General features: G+C 63.8%; 17 protein-coding genes. 7 read left to right on the forward strand and 10 right to left on the reverse strand.

From position 1 onward, the window contains the following. Positions 1–100: 100 nt before the first annotated feature. Positions 101–805, reverse strand: coding sequence for a response regulator (locus Q0O97_RS02435; protein WP_294924333.1), 705 nt, complete (start codon positions 803–805; stop codon positions 101–103). Further along, positions 802–1,311: a MarR family transcriptional regulator gene (locus Q0O97_RS02440; protein ID WP_294924336.1), complete on the reverse strand. Its 510-nt coding sequence runs from the start codon at positions 1,309–1,311 to the stop codon at positions 802–804. Before Q0O97_RS02440 ends, Q0O97_RS02435 begins: the two co-directional genes overlap by 4 nt. 149 nt (positions 1,312–1,460) lie before the next feature. Between Q0O97_RS02440 and Q0O97_RS02445 the strand changes: the two genes are divergently transcribed. Further along, positions 1,461–2,330, forward strand: a complete 870-nt coding sequence (locus tag Q0O97_RS02445; RefSeq protein WP_294924339.1) for a branched-chain amino acid aminotransferase — start codon at positions 1,461–1,463, stop codon at positions 2,328–2,330. A gap of 60 nt (positions 2,331–2,390) precedes the next feature. Here the strand turns inward: Q0O97_RS02445 and Q0O97_RS02450 are convergent, their stop codons facing one another. From Q0O97_RS02450 to Q0O97_RS02485, 8 genes are all read right to left on the reverse strand, one after another. Further along, positions 2,391–2,579, reverse strand: a complete 189-nt coding sequence (locus Q0O97_RS02450; RefSeq protein WP_294924341.1) for a hypothetical protein — start codon at positions 2,577–2,579, stop codon at positions 2,391–2,393. A gap of 69 nt (positions 2,580–2,648) precedes the next feature. Further along, the gene (locus Q0O97_RS02455) at positions 2,649–3,113 is read right to left on the reverse strand and encodes a PTS sugar transporter subunit IIA (RefSeq protein WP_294924344.1); all 465 of its coding nucleotides are present in this window, start codon (positions 3,111–3,113) and stop codon (positions 2,649–2,651) included. 72 nt (positions 3,114–3,185) lie between these two features. Beyond that, complete coding sequence (raiA, locus tag Q0O97_RS02460; RefSeq protein WP_294924347.1) at positions 3,186–3,764, reverse strand: ribosome-associated translation inhibitor RaiA; 579 nt, start codon at positions 3,762–3,764, stop codon at positions 3,186–3,188. A gap of 121 nt (positions 3,765–3,885) precedes the next feature. Then, positions 3,886–4,626, reverse strand: coding sequence for an LPS export ABC transporter ATP-binding protein (gene lptB, locus Q0O97_RS02465; RefSeq protein WP_294924350.1), 741 nt, complete (start codon positions 4,624–4,626; stop codon positions 3,886–3,888). Beyond that, positions 4,626–5,114: a lipopolysaccharide transport periplasmic protein LptA gene (gene lptA / locus Q0O97_RS02470; RefSeq protein ID WP_294924353.1), complete on the reverse strand. Its 489-nt coding sequence runs from the start codon at positions 5,112–5,114 to the stop codon at positions 4,626–4,628. The genes lptB and lptA overlap by 1 nt, the downstream gene beginning before the upstream one ends. Positions 5,115–5,155: 41 nt before the next feature. Then, a complete protein-coding gene (gene lptC / locus Q0O97_RS02475) occupies positions 5,156–5,737 on the reverse strand; it encodes an LPS export ABC transporter periplasmic protein LptC (RefSeq protein WP_294924356.1) in 582 nt (193 codons plus the stop codon). Continuing rightward, positions 5,738–6,682 carry a KpsF/GutQ family sugar-phosphate isomerase gene (locus Q0O97_RS02480; protein WP_294924359.1) on the reverse strand — a complete coding sequence of 315 codons (945 nt, stop codon included), beginning with the start codon at positions 6,680–6,682 and terminating at the stop codon, positions 5,738–5,740. It abuts the gene before it with no gap. Between the two features lie 9 nt (positions 6,683–6,691). Further along, on the reverse strand, positions 6,692–7,306 hold the full coding sequence (locus Q0O97_RS02485; protein WP_294924362.1) for a ribonuclease H-like domain-containing protein: 615 nt from the start codon (positions 7,304–7,306) through the stop codon (positions 6,692–6,694). A gap of 308 nt (positions 7,307–7,614) precedes the next feature. On the opposite strand from Q0O97_RS02485, the gene Q0O97_RS02490 reads away from it, so the two are divergent. The 6 genes from Q0O97_RS02490 to Q0O97_RS02515 all read left to right on the forward strand — a co-directional run bounded on the left by Q0O97_RS02490 (position 7,615) and on the right by Q0O97_RS02515 (position 16,459). Continuing rightward, positions 7,615–9,939 (forward strand): glycosyltransferase, encoded by a 2,325-nt coding sequence (locus Q0O97_RS02490; protein WP_294924365.1) that lies wholly within the window; start codon positions 7,615–7,617, stop codon positions 9,937–9,939. A gap of 26 nt (positions 9,940–9,965) precedes the next feature. Then, positions 9,966–10,589 (forward strand): hypothetical protein, encoded by a 624-nt coding sequence (locus Q0O97_RS02495; protein WP_294924368.1) that lies wholly within the window; start codon positions 9,966–9,968, stop codon positions 10,587–10,589. A gap of 68 nt (positions 10,590–10,657) precedes the next feature. Next, positions 10,658–11,482 (forward strand): DUF4123 domain-containing protein, encoded by an 825-nt coding sequence (locus Q0O97_RS02500; protein ID WP_294924371.1) that lies wholly within the window; start codon positions 10,658–10,660, stop codon positions 11,480–11,482. Between the two features lie 62 nt (positions 11,483–11,544). After that, positions 11,545–12,423, forward strand: coding sequence for a DUF4123 domain-containing protein (locus Q0O97_RS02505; protein WP_294924374.1), 879 nt, complete (start codon positions 11,545–11,547; stop codon positions 12,421–12,423). Then, the gene (locus Q0O97_RS02510) at positions 12,420–15,386 is read left to right on the forward strand and encodes a toxin VasX (protein ID WP_294924377.1); all 2,967 of its coding nucleotides are present in this window, start codon (positions 12,420–12,422) and stop codon (positions 15,384–15,386) included. The genes Q0O97_RS02505 and Q0O97_RS02510 overlap by 4 nt, the downstream gene beginning before the upstream one ends. Continuing rightward, positions 15,386–16,459 (forward strand): hypothetical protein, encoded by a 1,074-nt coding sequence (locus Q0O97_RS02515; RefSeq protein ID WP_294924380.1) that lies wholly within the window; start codon positions 15,386–15,388, stop codon positions 16,457–16,459. Before Q0O97_RS02510 ends, Q0O97_RS02515 begins: the two co-directional genes overlap by 1 nt. Positions 16,460–17,054 lie beyond the last annotated feature (595 nt).

Raw genomic sequence — 17,054 nt, forward strand, 5'->3', positions numbered from 1 at the left:
TATCGACCGTCTCGGGGCGCATCAGACCCCAAATGGGGACGGTTTCCAAGATGGCAAGCCACGAAAAACAGATAAAATGCCCGGCATTTTTGCGAAGACTTTAATCCGGCACCAGCATATAACCGGTGCCGCGCACGGTTTGCAGGAAACGCGGCTCTCGCGGGTCGCTTTCGATCTTGCGGCGCAGGCGGGTGATCTGCACGTCGATGGCGCGTTCGGAATTCTCGGCCGCCTCGTCGCCGTGGCCGCGGCCCATGTCCTCGATCAGTTCGGCGCGGCTGACGGGTTCGCGCGGGCTTTCGGCAAGGCGGCGCAGCAGGGCCTGCTCGGTCCCGGTCAGGCGCAGCAGGGATTCGCCCTGCCACAACTCGGCCTTGTCGATGTCGTAGCGCAGGCGGCCCAGGGTCAGGAACTTGGGTCCCTTCATCTCGGGCGCGGGGATGCGGCGCAGGATGGCGGCGATGCGCAGGATCAGTTCTCGCGGCTCGAAGGGCTTGGGCAAGTAGTCGTCGGCACCGCTTTCCAGCCCCTCGATCCGGTCGCCGGTCTCACCCCTGGCGGTCAGCAGCAGCACCGGGGTCGCCGACTTGCGGCGCAGCCAGCGGGTCAGGGAATAGCCGTCCTCGCCCGGCATCATCACGTCCAGCACGATCAGGTCGAAATCCAGCCCGGCCAGCAACCGCCGGGCATGACCGGCATCGCGCGCGGTCGTGACCATGAAACCCTCGCGCATCAGGAAGCGACGCAGCAGCGTGCGAATGCGTTCGTCGTCGTCCACGACAAGGATATGCGCAGCCTCGGTCATTCGCCGTCTTTCATCGCGCGGTAGCGGCCAAAGGTTTCGGGGTCCATCATCGCTTCAAGCACCTGGCGGAAACCGGCGACCGCCTGCGGCCCGGCGGCGCGATAGGCCTGCCGCACACGCATCCGCTGCGGCTCGGACAGGCGGCGTTCCAGTTCGGCGCCCTTGCGGGTCAGATACAGCAGCCTTTCGCGCCGGTCGTGGCGGCCCACGCGGCTTTCGACCAGACCGTCCTGGATCAGCGTGCGCAGCACCCGGTTCAGCGATTGCTTGGTCACCGCCAGCACCGCCAGCAGGGCGGTCACCGTCAGCCCCTGGTCGCGCCCGATGAAATGCAGCGCGCGGTGATGGGCGCGGCCATAGCCGATCTCGGCCAGGATCAGGTCGGGGTCCGAGGTGAAGGCGCGATAGGCGAAATAGAGCGTCTCGATCCCCCGGCGGATCTGTTCATCCGTCAGGAAAAGCAGGCTTTCGCTGTCGATTCCCGAGACGATTGCCTTGTCGCGCATGTCCATCCTTCCGTCACCTTCGCAATCATTACGTCAGAGTTATTGACTTTCCAACAACCTATGGATAGCAAAAACGAATTCCTGCGCAACTTTCATGGCGGCAAAACGGCGTGTTGCGCAACAAACGCAAAATGACCAAGGGGTAAAGGATGGCGGGCGCTTATGATGATCGGGACGGCAAGATCTGGCTGGACGGCAAACTTGTCGACTGGCGCGAGGCAAATGTCCATATCCTGACCCACGCGCTGCATTACGCCAGCTCGGTTTTCGAGGGCGAGCGGTGCTATTCCGGCAAGATCTTCAAGGGCCATGAACATTCGTTGCGCCTGATCGAATCGGCCCGGCTGCTGGACATGCCCTCGCCCCATACCGCCGAGGAAATCGACGCCGCCAAGGAAGAGGTCCTGCGCGCCAACAACCTGACCGACGCCTATGTGCGCGCAGTGATGTGGCGCGGCTCGGGGCCGGAAATGGGCGTCTCGGCCAAGGGCAACCCGGTGCGCATGGCGGTCGCGGCGTGGGAATGGGGCAGCTATTACGGCGACGCGAAATGGCAGGGCGCGAAGCTGGACGTCGCGAAATGGAAGCGGCCCAGCCCCGACACCATCCCCACCGCCGCCAAGGCCGCGGGGCTTTACATGATCTGCACCATGTCCAAGCACGCCGCCGAGGCGAAGGGCTGTTCCGACGCGCTGTTCATGGATTGGGAAGGCTACGTCGCCGAGGCCACCGGCGCCAATATCTTCTTTACCAAGGGCAATGAGATCCACACCCCCCTGGCCGACCGCTTCCTGAACGGCATCACCCGCCAGACGGTGATCGAATTGCTGAAGGACAGCGGCCTGACCGTGCATGAGCGCCGCATCAAGCCCGAGGAACTGGCCGATTTCGACGAATGCTGGCTGACCGGCACCGCCGCCGAGATCACCCCCGTCGCGCAGATCGGCGACTGGCATTTCACCATCGGCGAAACCACCCGCAAGATCGCCGAACGCTACGAATCGCTGGTCCGCGAATAACGCAGCCGAAAAAGGGCGGGGCCGTGCTTGCGCCCCGCCCCCGATCCTGCACCGCGCAATTCAGACCTCCCAGCCGCGCTGGATGCGGGTGTAATGCACCGCGCGGGTGTTTTGCGCGGGGTCGCGCGAAACGGGGCGGGAATGCAGCGCGCGAATCGCCGGATGCAGGCCGGATTCGCGCTCATGCCGGGTGAAGTTCTTCAGGCGGCTGCCCTCGGGCTTGTCCGGGGTCGCGGCATCCTTGTTCATCGCATGCCCTCCTCTCATGGTGAACGGATGGGGGCAATATAGCCGGTTCCGGCGCGGATTTCACCCCTTTCAGGCAGCCTTGATTCCGGGCGCGGCGACCAGCAGCGCATGCAGGGCCACCGGATCCTCATTCGCGCGCAGCTTGGCCCGCAAGTCCTGGTCGCGCAAGGTCCGCGACACCACCGCCAGCGCCTTGAGGTGGTCCACCCCGGCATTCTTGGGCGCCAGCAGCGCAAAGATCAGATCGACCGGCAGACGGTCCACGGCGTCGAAATCCAAGGGCCTTTCCAGCCGCAGGAACAGCCCGACCACCCGGTCCAGCCCATGCAGCCGGGCATGCGGCAGCGCGACCCCGTGACCGACCCCGGTCGGCCCAAGACTTTCGCGTTCCTGCAAGGCGTCCAGCGTCTGCGTCGCATCGACCCCATAGACCGAGCGGGCCAGTTCGGAAATATCCTGGAACAGCCTTTTCTTGCTGGTGGTCTGCCCCAGGGTCTTGACCGCCCCGGACGAAAGAATATCGGCTATCTGCATACCTGATTATCCCTGCCCCGGCTGCGGAATGCAACCGGGGCGATTGTCTGGCCGCACCTGTCGCGGCGCTGCCTAGCTTTTCAGATTCCGGGGGTCGATCCAGCCGACATTTCCATCATCGCGGCCATAGACGACATTCACGCCGCCATGCTTTTCGTTGCGGAAAACCAGCATCGGCTTGCCCGCAAGTTCCATCTGCATGACCGCCTCGCCGACCGAAAGGGTCGGCACGCGGGTCTCCATCTCGGCGATGATCATGGGTTGCGGGCCGCTTTCCTGCGCCTGCCATTGTTCGTCGTCCGAGGACAGGACGTAAAGGTCCGCCGTCTCGAAGGTGACGGGTTCGGCGCGGCCCTTGTGATGGTCCTTCAGGCGGCGCTTGTAGCGGCGAAGCTGCTTTTCCAGCTTGTCGCGGCCCGCCTCGAAGGCGGCGTAGATCTCGGTCGCGCGGCCCTGGGCCTGCGCGGTCAGCCCCGTCGAAAGATGCACCACCGTGTCGCACAGGTATTCATGCGCACTGCGCGAAAATGTCACCGTCGCGTCGATCGGGTTCTGGCCATATTTCTCGATGGTCCCGCCAAGCTCGGTCTCGACATGGGTGCTGAGCGCGTCGCCCACGTCGATCTGTTTTCCGCTGATTTGGTAGCGCATGTGTTTCGTCCTTTCGATTGGCCGACGCGCGCCAATTCGCGCGTCTTCCATGACAACATTTGGGAACAGCAAACGGGTTCTGTCAACGGCTTCTCATGGGCGAAATGCCACGCATCGCCATTCAGCCCATGCGAAAGCCTTCGCCCAGGTAGACCTGCCGGACCTGCGCGTCCTCGACGATTTCCTGCGCGGTGCCCGAACGCAGCACATGGCCGTCGTGCAGGATATAGGCGCGGTCCACGATCCCCAGCGTCTCGCGCACGTTGTGGTCGGTGATCAGCACCCCGATCCGGCGGCTTTTCAGGTCCTGCACAAGGCCGCGGATCTCGGCCACGGCGATGGGATCGACCCCGGCAAAGGGTTCGTCCAGCAGCAGGTAGCGCGGATTCGAGGCAAGGCAGCGCGCGATCTCGGTGCGGCGGCGTTCGCCCCCCGACAGCGCCAAGGCCGAGGCATTGCGCAGGTGCCCGATCGAGAAATCGCCCAGCAACTCCTCCAGCCGGTCGCGGCGGTGGTGGGGGTCGTCAAGGGCGACCTCAAGCACGGCCATGATGTTCTGCTCGACCGTAAGCCCGCGAAAGATCGACATTTCCTGTGGCAGGTAGCCGATCCCAAGCTGCGCGCGGCGAAACATCGGCAGGGCGCTGGCGTCCTGCCCGTCGATCACCACCTGCCCGGCATCGGGCACGATCAGCCCGGCGATACAGTAAAAGCAGGTCGTCTTGCCCGAACCGTTGGGACCCAGCAGCGCCACCACCTCGCCCTGTGCCAGGTCCAGCGAGAAGTCGCGGATCACCAGCCGGTTGCGATAGCTCTTGCGCAGGCTGCGGACGACCAGCCCCTGGGCGGAAGCCGCCGCCATCATTGCGATCCCGGCTGGAAGATCGAGCGGACCCGGCCCGTGACATTCGCCCTGCCCGTGGCCAGGTCGACCTCGACCCGCTCACCGGCAAGGACGTTCGCGCCCTGCGTCAGCACGACGTCGCCGGTCAGCACGACATTGCCGCCCGAAACGTCGTAATCGGCACGGGCGGCCTCGGCGGCGTCGGGACCGTTGACCAGCGTCACGTTGCCCTGCGCCCGCATGGCGCTGATGCGTTCCGGGCCGTCCTGCGCATAGGTCACGGTCACGCTGTCGGCGGCCAGCCGCATCTCGCCCTGGCCGATCAGCACATTGCCCGAAAAGGTCGCAAGGCCCGTTCCCTGATCGACCGAGAGATTGTCCGCCGTCACCTCGACCGGGGCGCCGACATCGGCACGCTGCCCGAAGGAAACGCTTTGCGCGCTGGCGGTCAGGGGCGCGGACAAAAGCAGCGCGGCTAGGGCAAGGCGGGCGAGGGGCGGCATCATATCCTCTTGCAAGATCGGGGGACGGGCGGCGGGGCGCGGGGTCAGGGCTGGTATATCATCCGCACACCCCCGTTCAAATCAAGAACATGATTTTGCGAATTATCCGGCATGCGACGCAGCGACATGCCGCCCGCTTCCAACTCGCCGAACGGTCCCTGAACATGGACGGGCCGGTCCGAGGTCACGACACCGTCGTCGGCACGGGCCAGGAATTCATCCGCCACCAGCCGCCAGCCGGTCGAGGTGGTCATGGTCACGTCCTGCGCCAGGCGGATCAACTGGCCCTGCTTTTCGCCCTCGCCCGCCGTCAGTTCGGCCACCAGCCCGTCGGCGGCGCGCAGGATCAGTTGCACCTGCGAGATCTGGCTGCGCCCCTCGGCATCGTCGGGATTGGCGGATGCGGCGGTCATCTCGATCTCGGTCCCGTCGCTGGCCACGCCCGCATAGCTGGGCTGGGTGATGACCGGGCGGCCCGCCAGTTCCTGCGGCGACACATCCGCGTAAGGCAGGGCCGAGCCATCCGAATCCGGGCGCGAGCTGAACAGGAAAAGCGTGGACAATATCGCCAGCGCCAGCAGGGGCAGGATCACCCGCAGCCAGCCGACGATGCGGGTGCGGCGCATCTAGACCGCCCCGATCCGCAGGAAGTCGTGGATATGCAGGATGCCGACGGGGCGGCCGTCCTCGACCACGAAAAGGCTGGTGATCTTGCGGCCCTGCATTTCGGCCAGCGCGGCTTCGGCCAGCGCCTCGGGACCGATCGAGCGCGGGCCGCGCGTCATCACCTGCGCGGCGGTCTGATCCAGCAGGCCCTGCATGTGGCGCCGCAGGTCGCCGTCGGTGATGATGCCGGTCAGCCGCCCCTGCGCGTCGGTGACGCCGGTGACGCCGAAACCCTTCTGGCTGATGACCAAGAGCGCATCCGCCATCGGCGCGTCCTCGGCCACCAGCGGCAGGTCGCGGTGCATCATGTCGCCGACCTTCGACAGCCGCGCGCCCAGCTTGCCGCCGGGGTGGAAGGTGCGGAAATGTTCGGGCGTGAAGCGGCGATGCTCCATCAGCGCGACGGCCAGCGCATCACCAAGCGCCAGCGTCATCGTGGTCGAGGTGGTGGGCACGACGCCGGTGCCGCAGGCCTCGGGCGCGGGCGGCAGCAGCAACGCCACGTCGGACTGGCGCAAGAGCGTGGACCCTTCGCGCCCCGCGACCCCGATCAGAGGGATGCCGAAGCGCCGGGTATGGGCGACGATATCGGCGATCTCGGGCGTCTCGCCCGAATTGGACAGCACCAGCGCGACATCGCCTTGCGTGACCATGCCCAGGTCGCCGTGGCTGGCCTCGGCGGGGTGGACGAATTGCGCGGGCGTCCCGGTCGAGGCCAGCGTCGCCGCGATCTTGCGCCCGACATGGCCCGACTTGCCCATGCCCGACACGATCACCCGCCCCTTGGCCGCCAGGATCAGCGTAATCGCCTGGTTGAAGCTGTCGTCCAGGCCGGCGGCAAGCTGCGCCAGCCCCTCGGCTTCGGTGCGGATGACTTGGCGGGCGGTGTTCAGGTAAGCGTCCATCTGGGCAATCTAGTGGTGGAAGATGTCGTTTTCATCCCCCCAGCCCATCAGGTCCAGATGGGCGCGGGCGGGCAGGAAATCGAAACAGGCCTGCGCAAGGCCGATCCGGCCCTCGCGTTCCAGCCGCTTTTCCAGTTCGGCCTTGAGCGCATGCAGATGCAGCACGTCCGAAGCGGCATATTCCAGTTGCGCATCGCTGAGGTCGGCGGCACCCCAGTCGCTGGTCTGCTGCTGCTTGGAAATATCGACGCCGACCAACTCGCTCAGCAGGTATTTCAGGCCGTGACGCTCGGTATAGGTGCGGATCAGCTTTGACGCGATCTTGGTGCACCAGACGGGCGCGGTGACGACGCCGAAGGCCGCCTCCAGCGCGGCGATGTCGAAGCGCCCGAAATGGAACAGCTTCAGCACCTTGGGGTCGGCCAGCATCCGCACCAGGTTGGGCGCGCTGCGCTGTTCGCGCGCGATCTGGACCAGGTGCGCATTCCCGTCGCCCGATGACATCTGCACCAGGCAAAGCCGGTCGCGGCGCGGATCGAGGCCCATCGTCTCGGTGTCGATGGCCACGACCGGACCCAGATCCAGATCGTCAGGCAGGTCGTTGAGGTAAAGATTGATACTCATGTCCGGCACCCGAGATTTCACTTGCAGCCGTCTAACCCCATTTGCACCGCCTTCGCCAGCCCGTTTACGCGCCCCTTTTCACCGGCGAGGGCGCAGGGGCGGGCCGCACAGGCGAACCGTCGCCGAAAAATCACGGCGGGGCGAAGTTCTGGACTTTTTGTTCAAAAACCGGCCCACAGCGCCTAGAAAGCAGACCAATGATACCTTAACACGACCCGCAGGCCGCCTGCCGCCCTCATTGTATTCGGGGCGCGCGCGGGAACGCCCGGCCGCCGTCCGAACCGTATCCTGACCGCAGGTATCGCCCCATGACCGCACCTTGCCACCCGTCCACGCCCGGCCTTTCCCCCCGCAAGCGGATCGCCGTCTTCGCATCCTACAGCGAGGACGGCTATCTGCCGCCGCAGGTCCTGCCCTATCTGAAGGGGTTGCAGCCCCTGACCGACGCCATCGTCTTCGCCTGCGACAACGACCTGGCCCCCGGCGAGCGCGAAAAGCTGGCGCCATACGTCACCCACATCATCGCGGGCCGGCACGGCGAATACGATTTCGGTTCCTACAAGCGCGGCACCCTCTGGGCGCGCGACAACGGGTTGCTGGACGGGGCGGACGACCTGATCCTGTGCAACGACAGCTGTTTCGGCCCGGTGGGATCGTTCCAGCCGATGTTTTCGCGGATGGAGGCGCGCGGGCTGGATTTCTGGGGCGCGACGGACAGCCACCAGTTCAGCTATCACCTGCAAAGCTACTGGGTCGTGCTGACGCGCAAGGTCTTTACCTCGGACGCCTTCACGGGGTTTATCGAAGGCGTGACGAAGGAGGAAAACGTCCAGGCCGTCATTCAGAATTACGAACTTGGCATGACCAGGGTTTTGCAGGATGCGGGTTTCGAATGCGGCGCGATGGTCGAGAACGACCTGAAGGGCGTCCATCCGGACGACCCGACATATCAAAACATAACCATACTCCCCTTGCATACGCTGAAAAATGGTTCACCGCTTGTCAAAGTAAAGTCGATGATCTCATCGCGAACCAATACCGACGGGCAGAACCGCGTATTGGCATGGATGCAACAACATGATCCCGAGCTTTACGAGGTGATGGTTTCCGATATCAACATTCAGCGATTCGAAGAAGCCGACGATGTCGCCTTTTCGATCATCATGCCAACCTTCAACCGGGCGTGGTGCATCGAGACCGCGATCCGCGCTGTGCTGGCGCAGACCCATCGCAATTACGAATTGATCATCGTCGATGACGGATCGTCGGACGGGACCGAGGCGCTGATCCGCGAAACCTTCGCCGCCGAACTGGCCGAAAAGCGCATCCGCTATATCCCCCTGCCCGAAAATGTCGGGGTCTGCAATGCGCGCAATATCGGCCTGTCATTCGCCCGCAATCCCTGGATCGCCTATGCCGACACGGATAACGCGATGCGCCCCTATTACCTGACGATAATGGCGAACAAGACTCTTGAGGACCCCGACTGCGACGCGATTTATTGCAAGATGATCCAGGTCAACAGCGGCCGCGTCATTGGCAGGCCCTTCGATCGCAACGAATTGCCCAAGCAAAACATTATCGACCTTGGCGTCTTCGTCCATCGCAAGTCGCTGGTGGGTCGTTTCGGCGGTTTCGACGCGGAAATGCGCAGGCTGGTCGATTGGGATCTGGCGATCCGCTACACTCGCCACAAGGATCCGTCATATATGTCGATCATCGGGCTGGATTATACCGACGAAGAACATGAGGATCGGATTTCCGTCTCGGAATCCTTTCTCAAGGCTTATACCACAATCCACCTGAAACATCAGCCCGAGCCAACCGTCTCGACAGTGATCCTGACCTACAACCACGAAAAATACATTGTCGAGGCGATCGAAAGCGCATTATCCCAGAAGGGGAATTTCCGGCACGAGATCCTGATTTCCGACGACGGATCGACCGATGGCACCCAACGCATCATCGAACGATATGCGACGAAACACCCCACGAAAATCCGCAATATCAGCCGGGGTGGCAATCATGGCATTTCCGAAAACTACCGCCATTGCTTCCGCGAGGCGGCAGGCGAGGTCGTCGCCGTGCTGGAGGGCGACGATTACTGGACCGACCCCGAAAAGAACCTGCGCCAGGCCGAACGCTTCCGCGCCGATCCCGAGGTCGTCATGGCCTTTTCGCGCATAGAGCTGCTGAACATGCAGGACGGCACCCGCCGGACATTGCGGCGTCAGGACGGATTGCCGCCGGTCATCACCGGGCAACAGATCATTGACGACCAATTTCTGAACCCCATCGTCAACTTCTCGGCAACGATGTTTCGCAAGGATGTCATGACCGCCCTGCCCCGGCAGGCCTTCCTGCCCCGGCTCAGCGAAATCACCCTTGGCTTCCATCTGGACCGTATCGGCAAGATCGCATTCATCGACAAGGTCATGAGCGTCTATCGCCTGAACCCGGACAGCGTCTGGACGGGGGCCAGCCGGGAATCGAAGTTCGAGCAGGAAATCGGCATCCGCGAAAACGCCCTGCGCTTTGCCCGGCCCGCCTATCGCGGCGAGGTCCTGCGCCACCTGAACCAGAAACGATCCGAGCTTGAGAAGCTGCGCGCCAGCCAGACGAAGGTCGCGTGATGGCCGCGCCTCGCGCCGGTTCCCAAATGCTTGACCGCATCCGCGCGGGGTCTGATATTGTCCTTGGCCCTTCGCACCAGTTCGACCAGTCACGATTGAAAACGGAAACCCACCAGTTGCAGAACCCAGACCAGCGCGATTTCATCCCCGTCTCCGACCGCCCGGTCGAGGAACTCACCCTCGAACTTGAAGACATGGCCCTGCAACTGACCCTGCTGCGCAAGGATCTGGCCGAGGCGCAAGAGGCCCTGTCCCACGCGCGGGCCGATGCGAAAACACAGCGCGACAGCCTGGAAGAGGAAATCTCGGATTTCGTCGAACGCCTCGTGGACCGCGACAAGCGGATCATCGCGCTGAACCATCAGGTCCAGCAGATGAAGGCCGCCCCGAAGCCGGACCCGTCCCAGGACCGGCTGATCGAAAACCTGACCCATCTGCGCGACGAAAACAGGAAACGCGCCGTCCGGCTGCGCAAGCAGCTTGACCAGGCGCAAGAGGCGCTTGCCCAACAGCGCGCCGAAATCGCCAGGATGCAGCACCAGCACCAGGCCGACATCGCCGAGATCAGCAACGCCTACCTGTCCAGCACCTCATGGCGGATGTCGGCGCCGGTCCGCGCGCTCGGCCGCCTTTTGCGGCCACGCGGGTAACCCGCGCCACGCCGCTTTCCGGCCCGGCGGAAAGGCCGATCACCTTAGCAACTGCTTGTATCAGGCCCATGAACGACCCTTTCCAGACCTTGCACCCGCCCCGGCGCCCCTGGCTGATCGACGCCGAGACCCTGCCCCCCGGCACCACGATGCGGATGCGGATGGCCGTGCTGGCGCCGACGTCCAAGGCGGCCTTGCGGATCGCCGGCGAAAGGGCGCGCGTGCTGGATCACCGGCCCGCGACGGGTGCGGCGCTGGACGAAGAGGCCGCCCTGCTGTCCCGGCTGGACGCCGCCAATCCCGTGGCGTCGGGTGCCGAACGTTTCGCGAGGGTCGGGGACGCCGCGCTGATCGCCCCCCTGCATGTGCGCGCAGCAGCGCCGCCGCCTTCGGATGCGCGCGGCTTCGATGCGCTGCCGGGCGTCCTGCTGCCATCCAGGGATGAGCGCGTGTTCGCGGTGCTGGACGGGGCCGGCATCTTCGGGCTGCCCGAGATCCTGGCGCAATCGGGCCTGGATGCACGCTGCCTGTTTCAGGGCAAGGCCGCAAGGGATCACGCCGATGCCGCCCCGTGGCTGGTGGAACTGTCGGCGGACAACGCGACGACCAGGCGGCTGCTTCGGGCGGAAAGGGCGCTGAAGCACGGGCTGTTCCTGACCAGCCCGGTATCGCTGGACGGGTTGTGGCGCCACCTGCGGAAATTCACGATGCTTGCCGATCCGGCGACGGGGCGGCACGTGTTCTTTCGTTTCTACGACCCGATGGTGTTCCGCACCCTGATCGTCAGCATGGCGCCCGGCAACATCGCATCCTTCTGCACGGGAACCCGCGCGATGGCGGCGATGGATATGGCGGGCGGATTCGCCGTCATCGCAAGGCAGGATGCGGCATGACGGTCCGCTCGATCGCAGTGCCGGCCGCATCGAACGCTTTTGGCCAGTTTCCGCGAAGAAACATGCCAGGGCCATTGGAGGCCGCGCTATTCGCCCCCGGCGCGCATACATACGCCATCATCGACGCGGCGCGCATCCCCGGCTTCGATGCCGGGATCATGGCCGAGGGGCAGGAAACCGCCTGCCTCTTCGCCGGACAGGCCGAGCGGGACTTGGGATCCTCGGCACCGCATCTGTTCGCGCTGGACGCCAACTCGCGCCTGACCCGGCGGCTGTTCGATCCAAAAGGGCTTTGGGGCGCGCGCAGCCATGTCCTGCTGCGGTCGCCCCACGACCTTGCAACCGTCCGGGCGCATCTGCGCCGCTTCACGCAGATCGCGGATGAGCGCGGCAAGCGATACTTCCTGCGCTTCTATTGCCCGGACGCGATGCCGGTCATCCTTGAGACGCTGGCCGACGACCCCGCACGCCTGCACCGCTGGTTCTTCCACCGCGGGCAGCAGGTGGTGGACGGTTTCTGGATACCAGATGCCGACGCCAATCGCATGATCGTTCACGGTCCCGGCCCAGCAACGGCGGCGGATCATTCCCTGCCCTTCGTGCTGGATCAGACATATCGCGGTATCATGCGGGAAATCGTGCGCAGGCGCTTGCTTCGGCGGGTGTCGCGGGCCGTCCTGCTGACCGAGGAAAACGCAGCCAGCCTGCCCGCGCGCGAATGGCGCGCCATCGTGGAAGGCAGCATCGACGCGGCATGGCGGGCGGGCATCGGGCCGGAACGGGCCTTCGCGCATATCGCGATGGCGGGGCTGGCGCGTGGCCGGGCCATGCAGCCGGATGAGATCGCCCGTGCCATCCGGCTGCCCGCCAGCCCCGGCGAACAGACCGAACGCGCGCACGATCTTGCCGCAACCCTTGGCAGAGGCGATAAGGACAGATGACGCAGATCAACACATCCTATGACGCAACCGCCGATGACGGCATCGATTCGCTTCCGGCCTCGGGCGAGGCATCGGCGACTGCCGCGCCCTGCGACCGGCAGGACATCATCGGTATCTATCCGGTCAGAATCGCATGGGGCGACCTGAAGGGCGAGGTGAACGACGGTTTCACCTATCCTTCGGGCCTGGCGCCTTTCGCCGCACCGGACGGCCCTGCGCGCACGGGCGGCTTTGCGCTGCGCCGCCTTCGGCCCGGCAACGTGATGATCTTCGATCCGGCGGCCTCGGTCTGGTCGATGTTCGTCTATACGCCGGACGACACGCCTGCGGGCGGGGGCTTTGCGCGTTATACCTCGACCCCGGATCATCGCGAATGGCGCCAGACCGACGCGGCAGCGCCGATGGCCTATGTGCCCGACAGTGCGACCGAAATCCATATCTGCTTCGTCGAACATGCCTGGTCGCTGGCCACGATGCAGCGCGCACACGCCAATACCGACGGTTTCCGCGACAAGGTGATGACCAGGGTCACGCTGACGGCGCCCTCGGACGCGACCTATTCGGCACCGCTGGAAAAGCTGGCCGCGATGGTCGAGGAATTCGGCCCCGGTCGCGTCCAGCCGGCCGAGGACTGGGCGGCGCTCAGCGAAACGCCGGGCCGCCAGCTTGATCCCGCGGCCATCACCGGCGCGGCGCTGGCCAAGGGCAAGAGCGTCGCGCCGATCATGGTCGCGCTGCACGACCCGGTCGGCGTGGTTCTGGAAATGAACATGGGCCACGCCAACCGCATGGCGTTGCGCGCGGACTATCTTCAGGCCAACACCTATGCGCTGGCGACGGCGCGGGCGTCCCAGGCATTGCAGAAATATGGCGAGAGCCAGCTTCGCAACCGCGATCTGGGCTTTTTCGCGCGCCGGAACCTGCGCAAATGGGGCGAAGCGATCCGTCCCGAACGCGACACCTTCCTGGTCGAGGCCGAGGCCACGCTCAAGGACTTTGAAAAGACCATCAAGGGACCGCTGGACGCCTGGGCGAAGTATTACGGCATGGGCCTTGCCGATCCGACGAATACGCCCGGCTCGTTGCAAACGCAGATGCTGCACTACGACAACAGGGCCGAGGAAGCGCGCGAGATCGTGGCGCTGGCCCGCTTTGCCCATGACTGCGTCGTGGCCCTGACCTCGTCGCAGGAAGGGCAGGCCCACATCGGCAAGGTCATGCTGGACGAAGATCGCTGGAACGACCAGACCAACCCGATCAAGAAGTTTTTCACCCTGGTCGGCGCAGGGATATTGAGCAGCGTCAGTGACTTGCAGGCGCACAAGGCGTCACTGGTCGCAGCTTCGGACGAGCTGATGCGCGATATCGCCATGCCGATGGCGCGCCAGGTCTCGCAGCTGCGGCGCATGGACATGCTGACCGAGGTCAACCGCTTCAGCAGCGGCATCTACAACCGCACCGTGGTTCAGGTGCCCGTCGATATCGACGACATGATGGCCGAGGTCCGCGCGCGCCCCCGCACCGGCCAATCGACGTTCAACCCGCGCCCAGGCCACACGATCCACCGCATCCAGACGCCGACGATGCTCTACAAGTTCGACGGCACGATCCATGTCGCGGGCAGTCCGGGGATCGCGGCGATGGGCAGCGCAAGCGCCGGTTTCGGCATTTTCGCCAATGCCCTGAACATGTTCGAATTGACCCGCCAGACCGGAACTTCGACCCTTCGCGGCGCCGCAGGGGCAATCGGCAGCAATCCCTACCTGGGCCTGACGCTGACGACGATCGACACGCTGAACCAGCTTTTCGCGCTGTCGGCGGGCGTGCGGCAACTGGCCGGAACAGGCGGGCAGCGCGGTTTCCAGATTTCGGGATCGGTCACCCGCGCGCAATTGACCGCGCTGATGAAGGGCAAGGCGGTGACGAACGACCTGGTGCGGACCCTTATCGATGGCCGGCCCAATGCGACCGTCGCGCGGGTCGAGGCCGCACCGCCGCGCACGATGATGGCCAAGGTGGGGATCAAGATCCTCAGCGGGGCCGGCATCGCCCTTGGCTTTCTCGACCTGTTCAACGCGTACGAGGCCTATCGCCGCGGCGACAATATCGCGATGATCTCCAGCGTGGCGCTTGGGACAGGTGCGATCCTGATGGCGACGGGCGGCTTCGTGAAGCTGACGACCGGAGCCACGGGCATCGGGGCGGTTGCCGGTTTGATCCTGATCATCATCGGGGCCGTTCTATCGTTTCTGGTCGACGATCCGGTGACGGCCTGGCTGAGGAATTGTTATTGGGGGGATACGGACAGATATCTGTTCTGGGATGATCGACTGCGCGAGGATATCGCGGACGGACCCGGTTCCTACCATGAAAAGCAGAGGCGCTATATCAGCGCCGGAGCCGCAGGCAACGATGTCCCCCGTTTCTTCGCACGCGAGATGCAGCATTTCCACGAACTCGTCTATGCGCCGCAGAACGCGCCAGATCCTGCTGTGTTTGACGATACCACCCGCAATTGGCTGGGTGTCGTGAAACCATCGACGGCATCGCGAAAGATATACGAGATATCTTTCCGCCTGCCCAACTTCGTGCCGGGTTATTCGGATTTCCAGGGACGTGTCGTCGCCCATATCCACGGAATGAACGACGTTCGGCGGGTGGCCGGTACCCAGCAATTTGACGTCTCGCGAGAATTCTGGGCCAATGCCCGTTACGATCGGGAAGATATCGTCACTGGCAGCTTCGAAATCAGGATTCCGGGGAATGCGGATAGCGACCCGACCAACGATATAAAATGGCGTCTTCTGAAGGTCGAACTTGCAAAAGGCTGGCTTTATACACCCGTTCCCGGCCTTATCCTGCCGCGAAAATACAACGATCCCTTTTTCGGACCCTTATTCGGCGGCGAATGGACCGACGAGGGCGCCGGTGAAGGCGAAGCATTGATCATAAGCGGGGCATGATGACGCGCGAAACCGAATTCATTCTGACGGTGATCGTCCTTGTCGTGTTCGGCATCGGGATAGCTTGGCTTTTTCTGCGCGCATATCTGCTGGACCCTGCCCGGAAGCCCCTGAAAAGGACGACCCCCGAGCTGCGTGAAAAGCACAAGCGTGCCCGGATGGGGTTCGTCCCGTTCGCGAAATGGCAAAGCCGTGTCAAGGACGCGGAAGGGGCGCGATCACCGTTTACACCTTATTGTGGCCCACATATTCTTGCCATCAACAATGATCGGGCCGTTCTGCGCGCAGCCGCGCATAACTACATGCGGCGTTTAGTGGGAGTTTCATATATTTTTATTCCTATTTCTCTCATCAGTTTTGTGATCCCATTTTGGGAAGCGATGCGTTTCTTCAGCACGCCTATTCACCGATCATACTCGTACTCAGTAGTTGAGAATGGCGAAATCCGCCGTGCCACCGATTATTATGACCCGACGATAAGCGATTATATTATAAGCCGTATACACAACTATCCTGATTACTTCAACGAATGGACTGTCCATTACTACGGCCTTGGGCGTGCGATCGAAAGATTCATCATGTCGGACGGTTTCTTTCTTCCTGTCTTACTTGTCTTGATCCTGCTTTTTTTCATCACGATCCTGCGCCGCGTCGATGCACCGCTGGTATTCGACCGCCGCCGACAAATGGTTTACACCGTTCATCGTGGGCATCTTTTCGCCGCACCCTGGAAAACGGTGCGAATGACGGTGACCGTCGTCGCCCGCAACACGGGCCTTGCCTTTGCCCTAGAGGATATCGAGGGCAATCGGGGTAAGCGCTGGTTTCCATTGGCCGCATGGGGCAATAGCTGGGCAGCCCCCGGCCCGCATCCAAACCCCGAACCCTTCGCTTACGACAGATGGAAGGTCACGCGCAGGTGGCTGATGGAATATATGCAGGGATTGGATGTTCCGGCCAGAACGGGCGTGCCGCAGGGCCTGATCGCGCTTCTGGCTCCGCGTGAAGGTGTCCTGCCCGACGATCTGGAAAGCCGACTGGATCAGGCGATGCGGGGCCGAAAATTCGCCTGAAACCGGCCGACAACCCTCGCCAAGGCGAAGCATTGATCATAAGCGGGGCATGATGACGCGCGAAACCGAATTCATCCTGACGCTGATCGTGCTTCTGGTCGTGGGGGGCGCGGCGGCATGGTTCATGATCTGGTTCCACCGAAACCGCCCACTACAAAAACTGCGCCAAAAGACCACGCCCGAGCAAGGCCGCCGTGCCAGGTGGATACGGCTAACCGGCGCGGCCTGTATGGTAGCTAGCCCTGGCCGCAGGTGGTTTTGCCGTTATTGACATCAGGCGCTCGCGACGCGCGGCGCTTGCTTCGAACCCGGATGCGGGCTGGGCACTCCGCGGCATTCCACCCGTCACTATTACCAAGCGGCGGGGATAGGTTTGGCGATATCGACGGAATTCCTCCGATCAAAGGCCCGCCACGATGCGATCCTGGCCGAGGGTGCGCACGACTGACCGGGTAATCCTGCGGTTGGTGCTGGTTCTCTTGCCGGAAACCTACGGCGGCACGGCGCTGCTGCGCAGGATGGCGGGCCGGACGCGGAGTTCGGCCTTGGCCACCAGTTCGGGGCGGGCCTTGCGCGTTTTGCCGAGTGGTCGGCG

The sequence above is a fragment of the uncultured Paracoccus sp. genome (assembly GCF_945915435.1).
Lineage (GTDB): Bacteria > Pseudomonadota > Alphaproteobacteria > Rhodobacterales > Rhodobacteraceae > Paracoccus.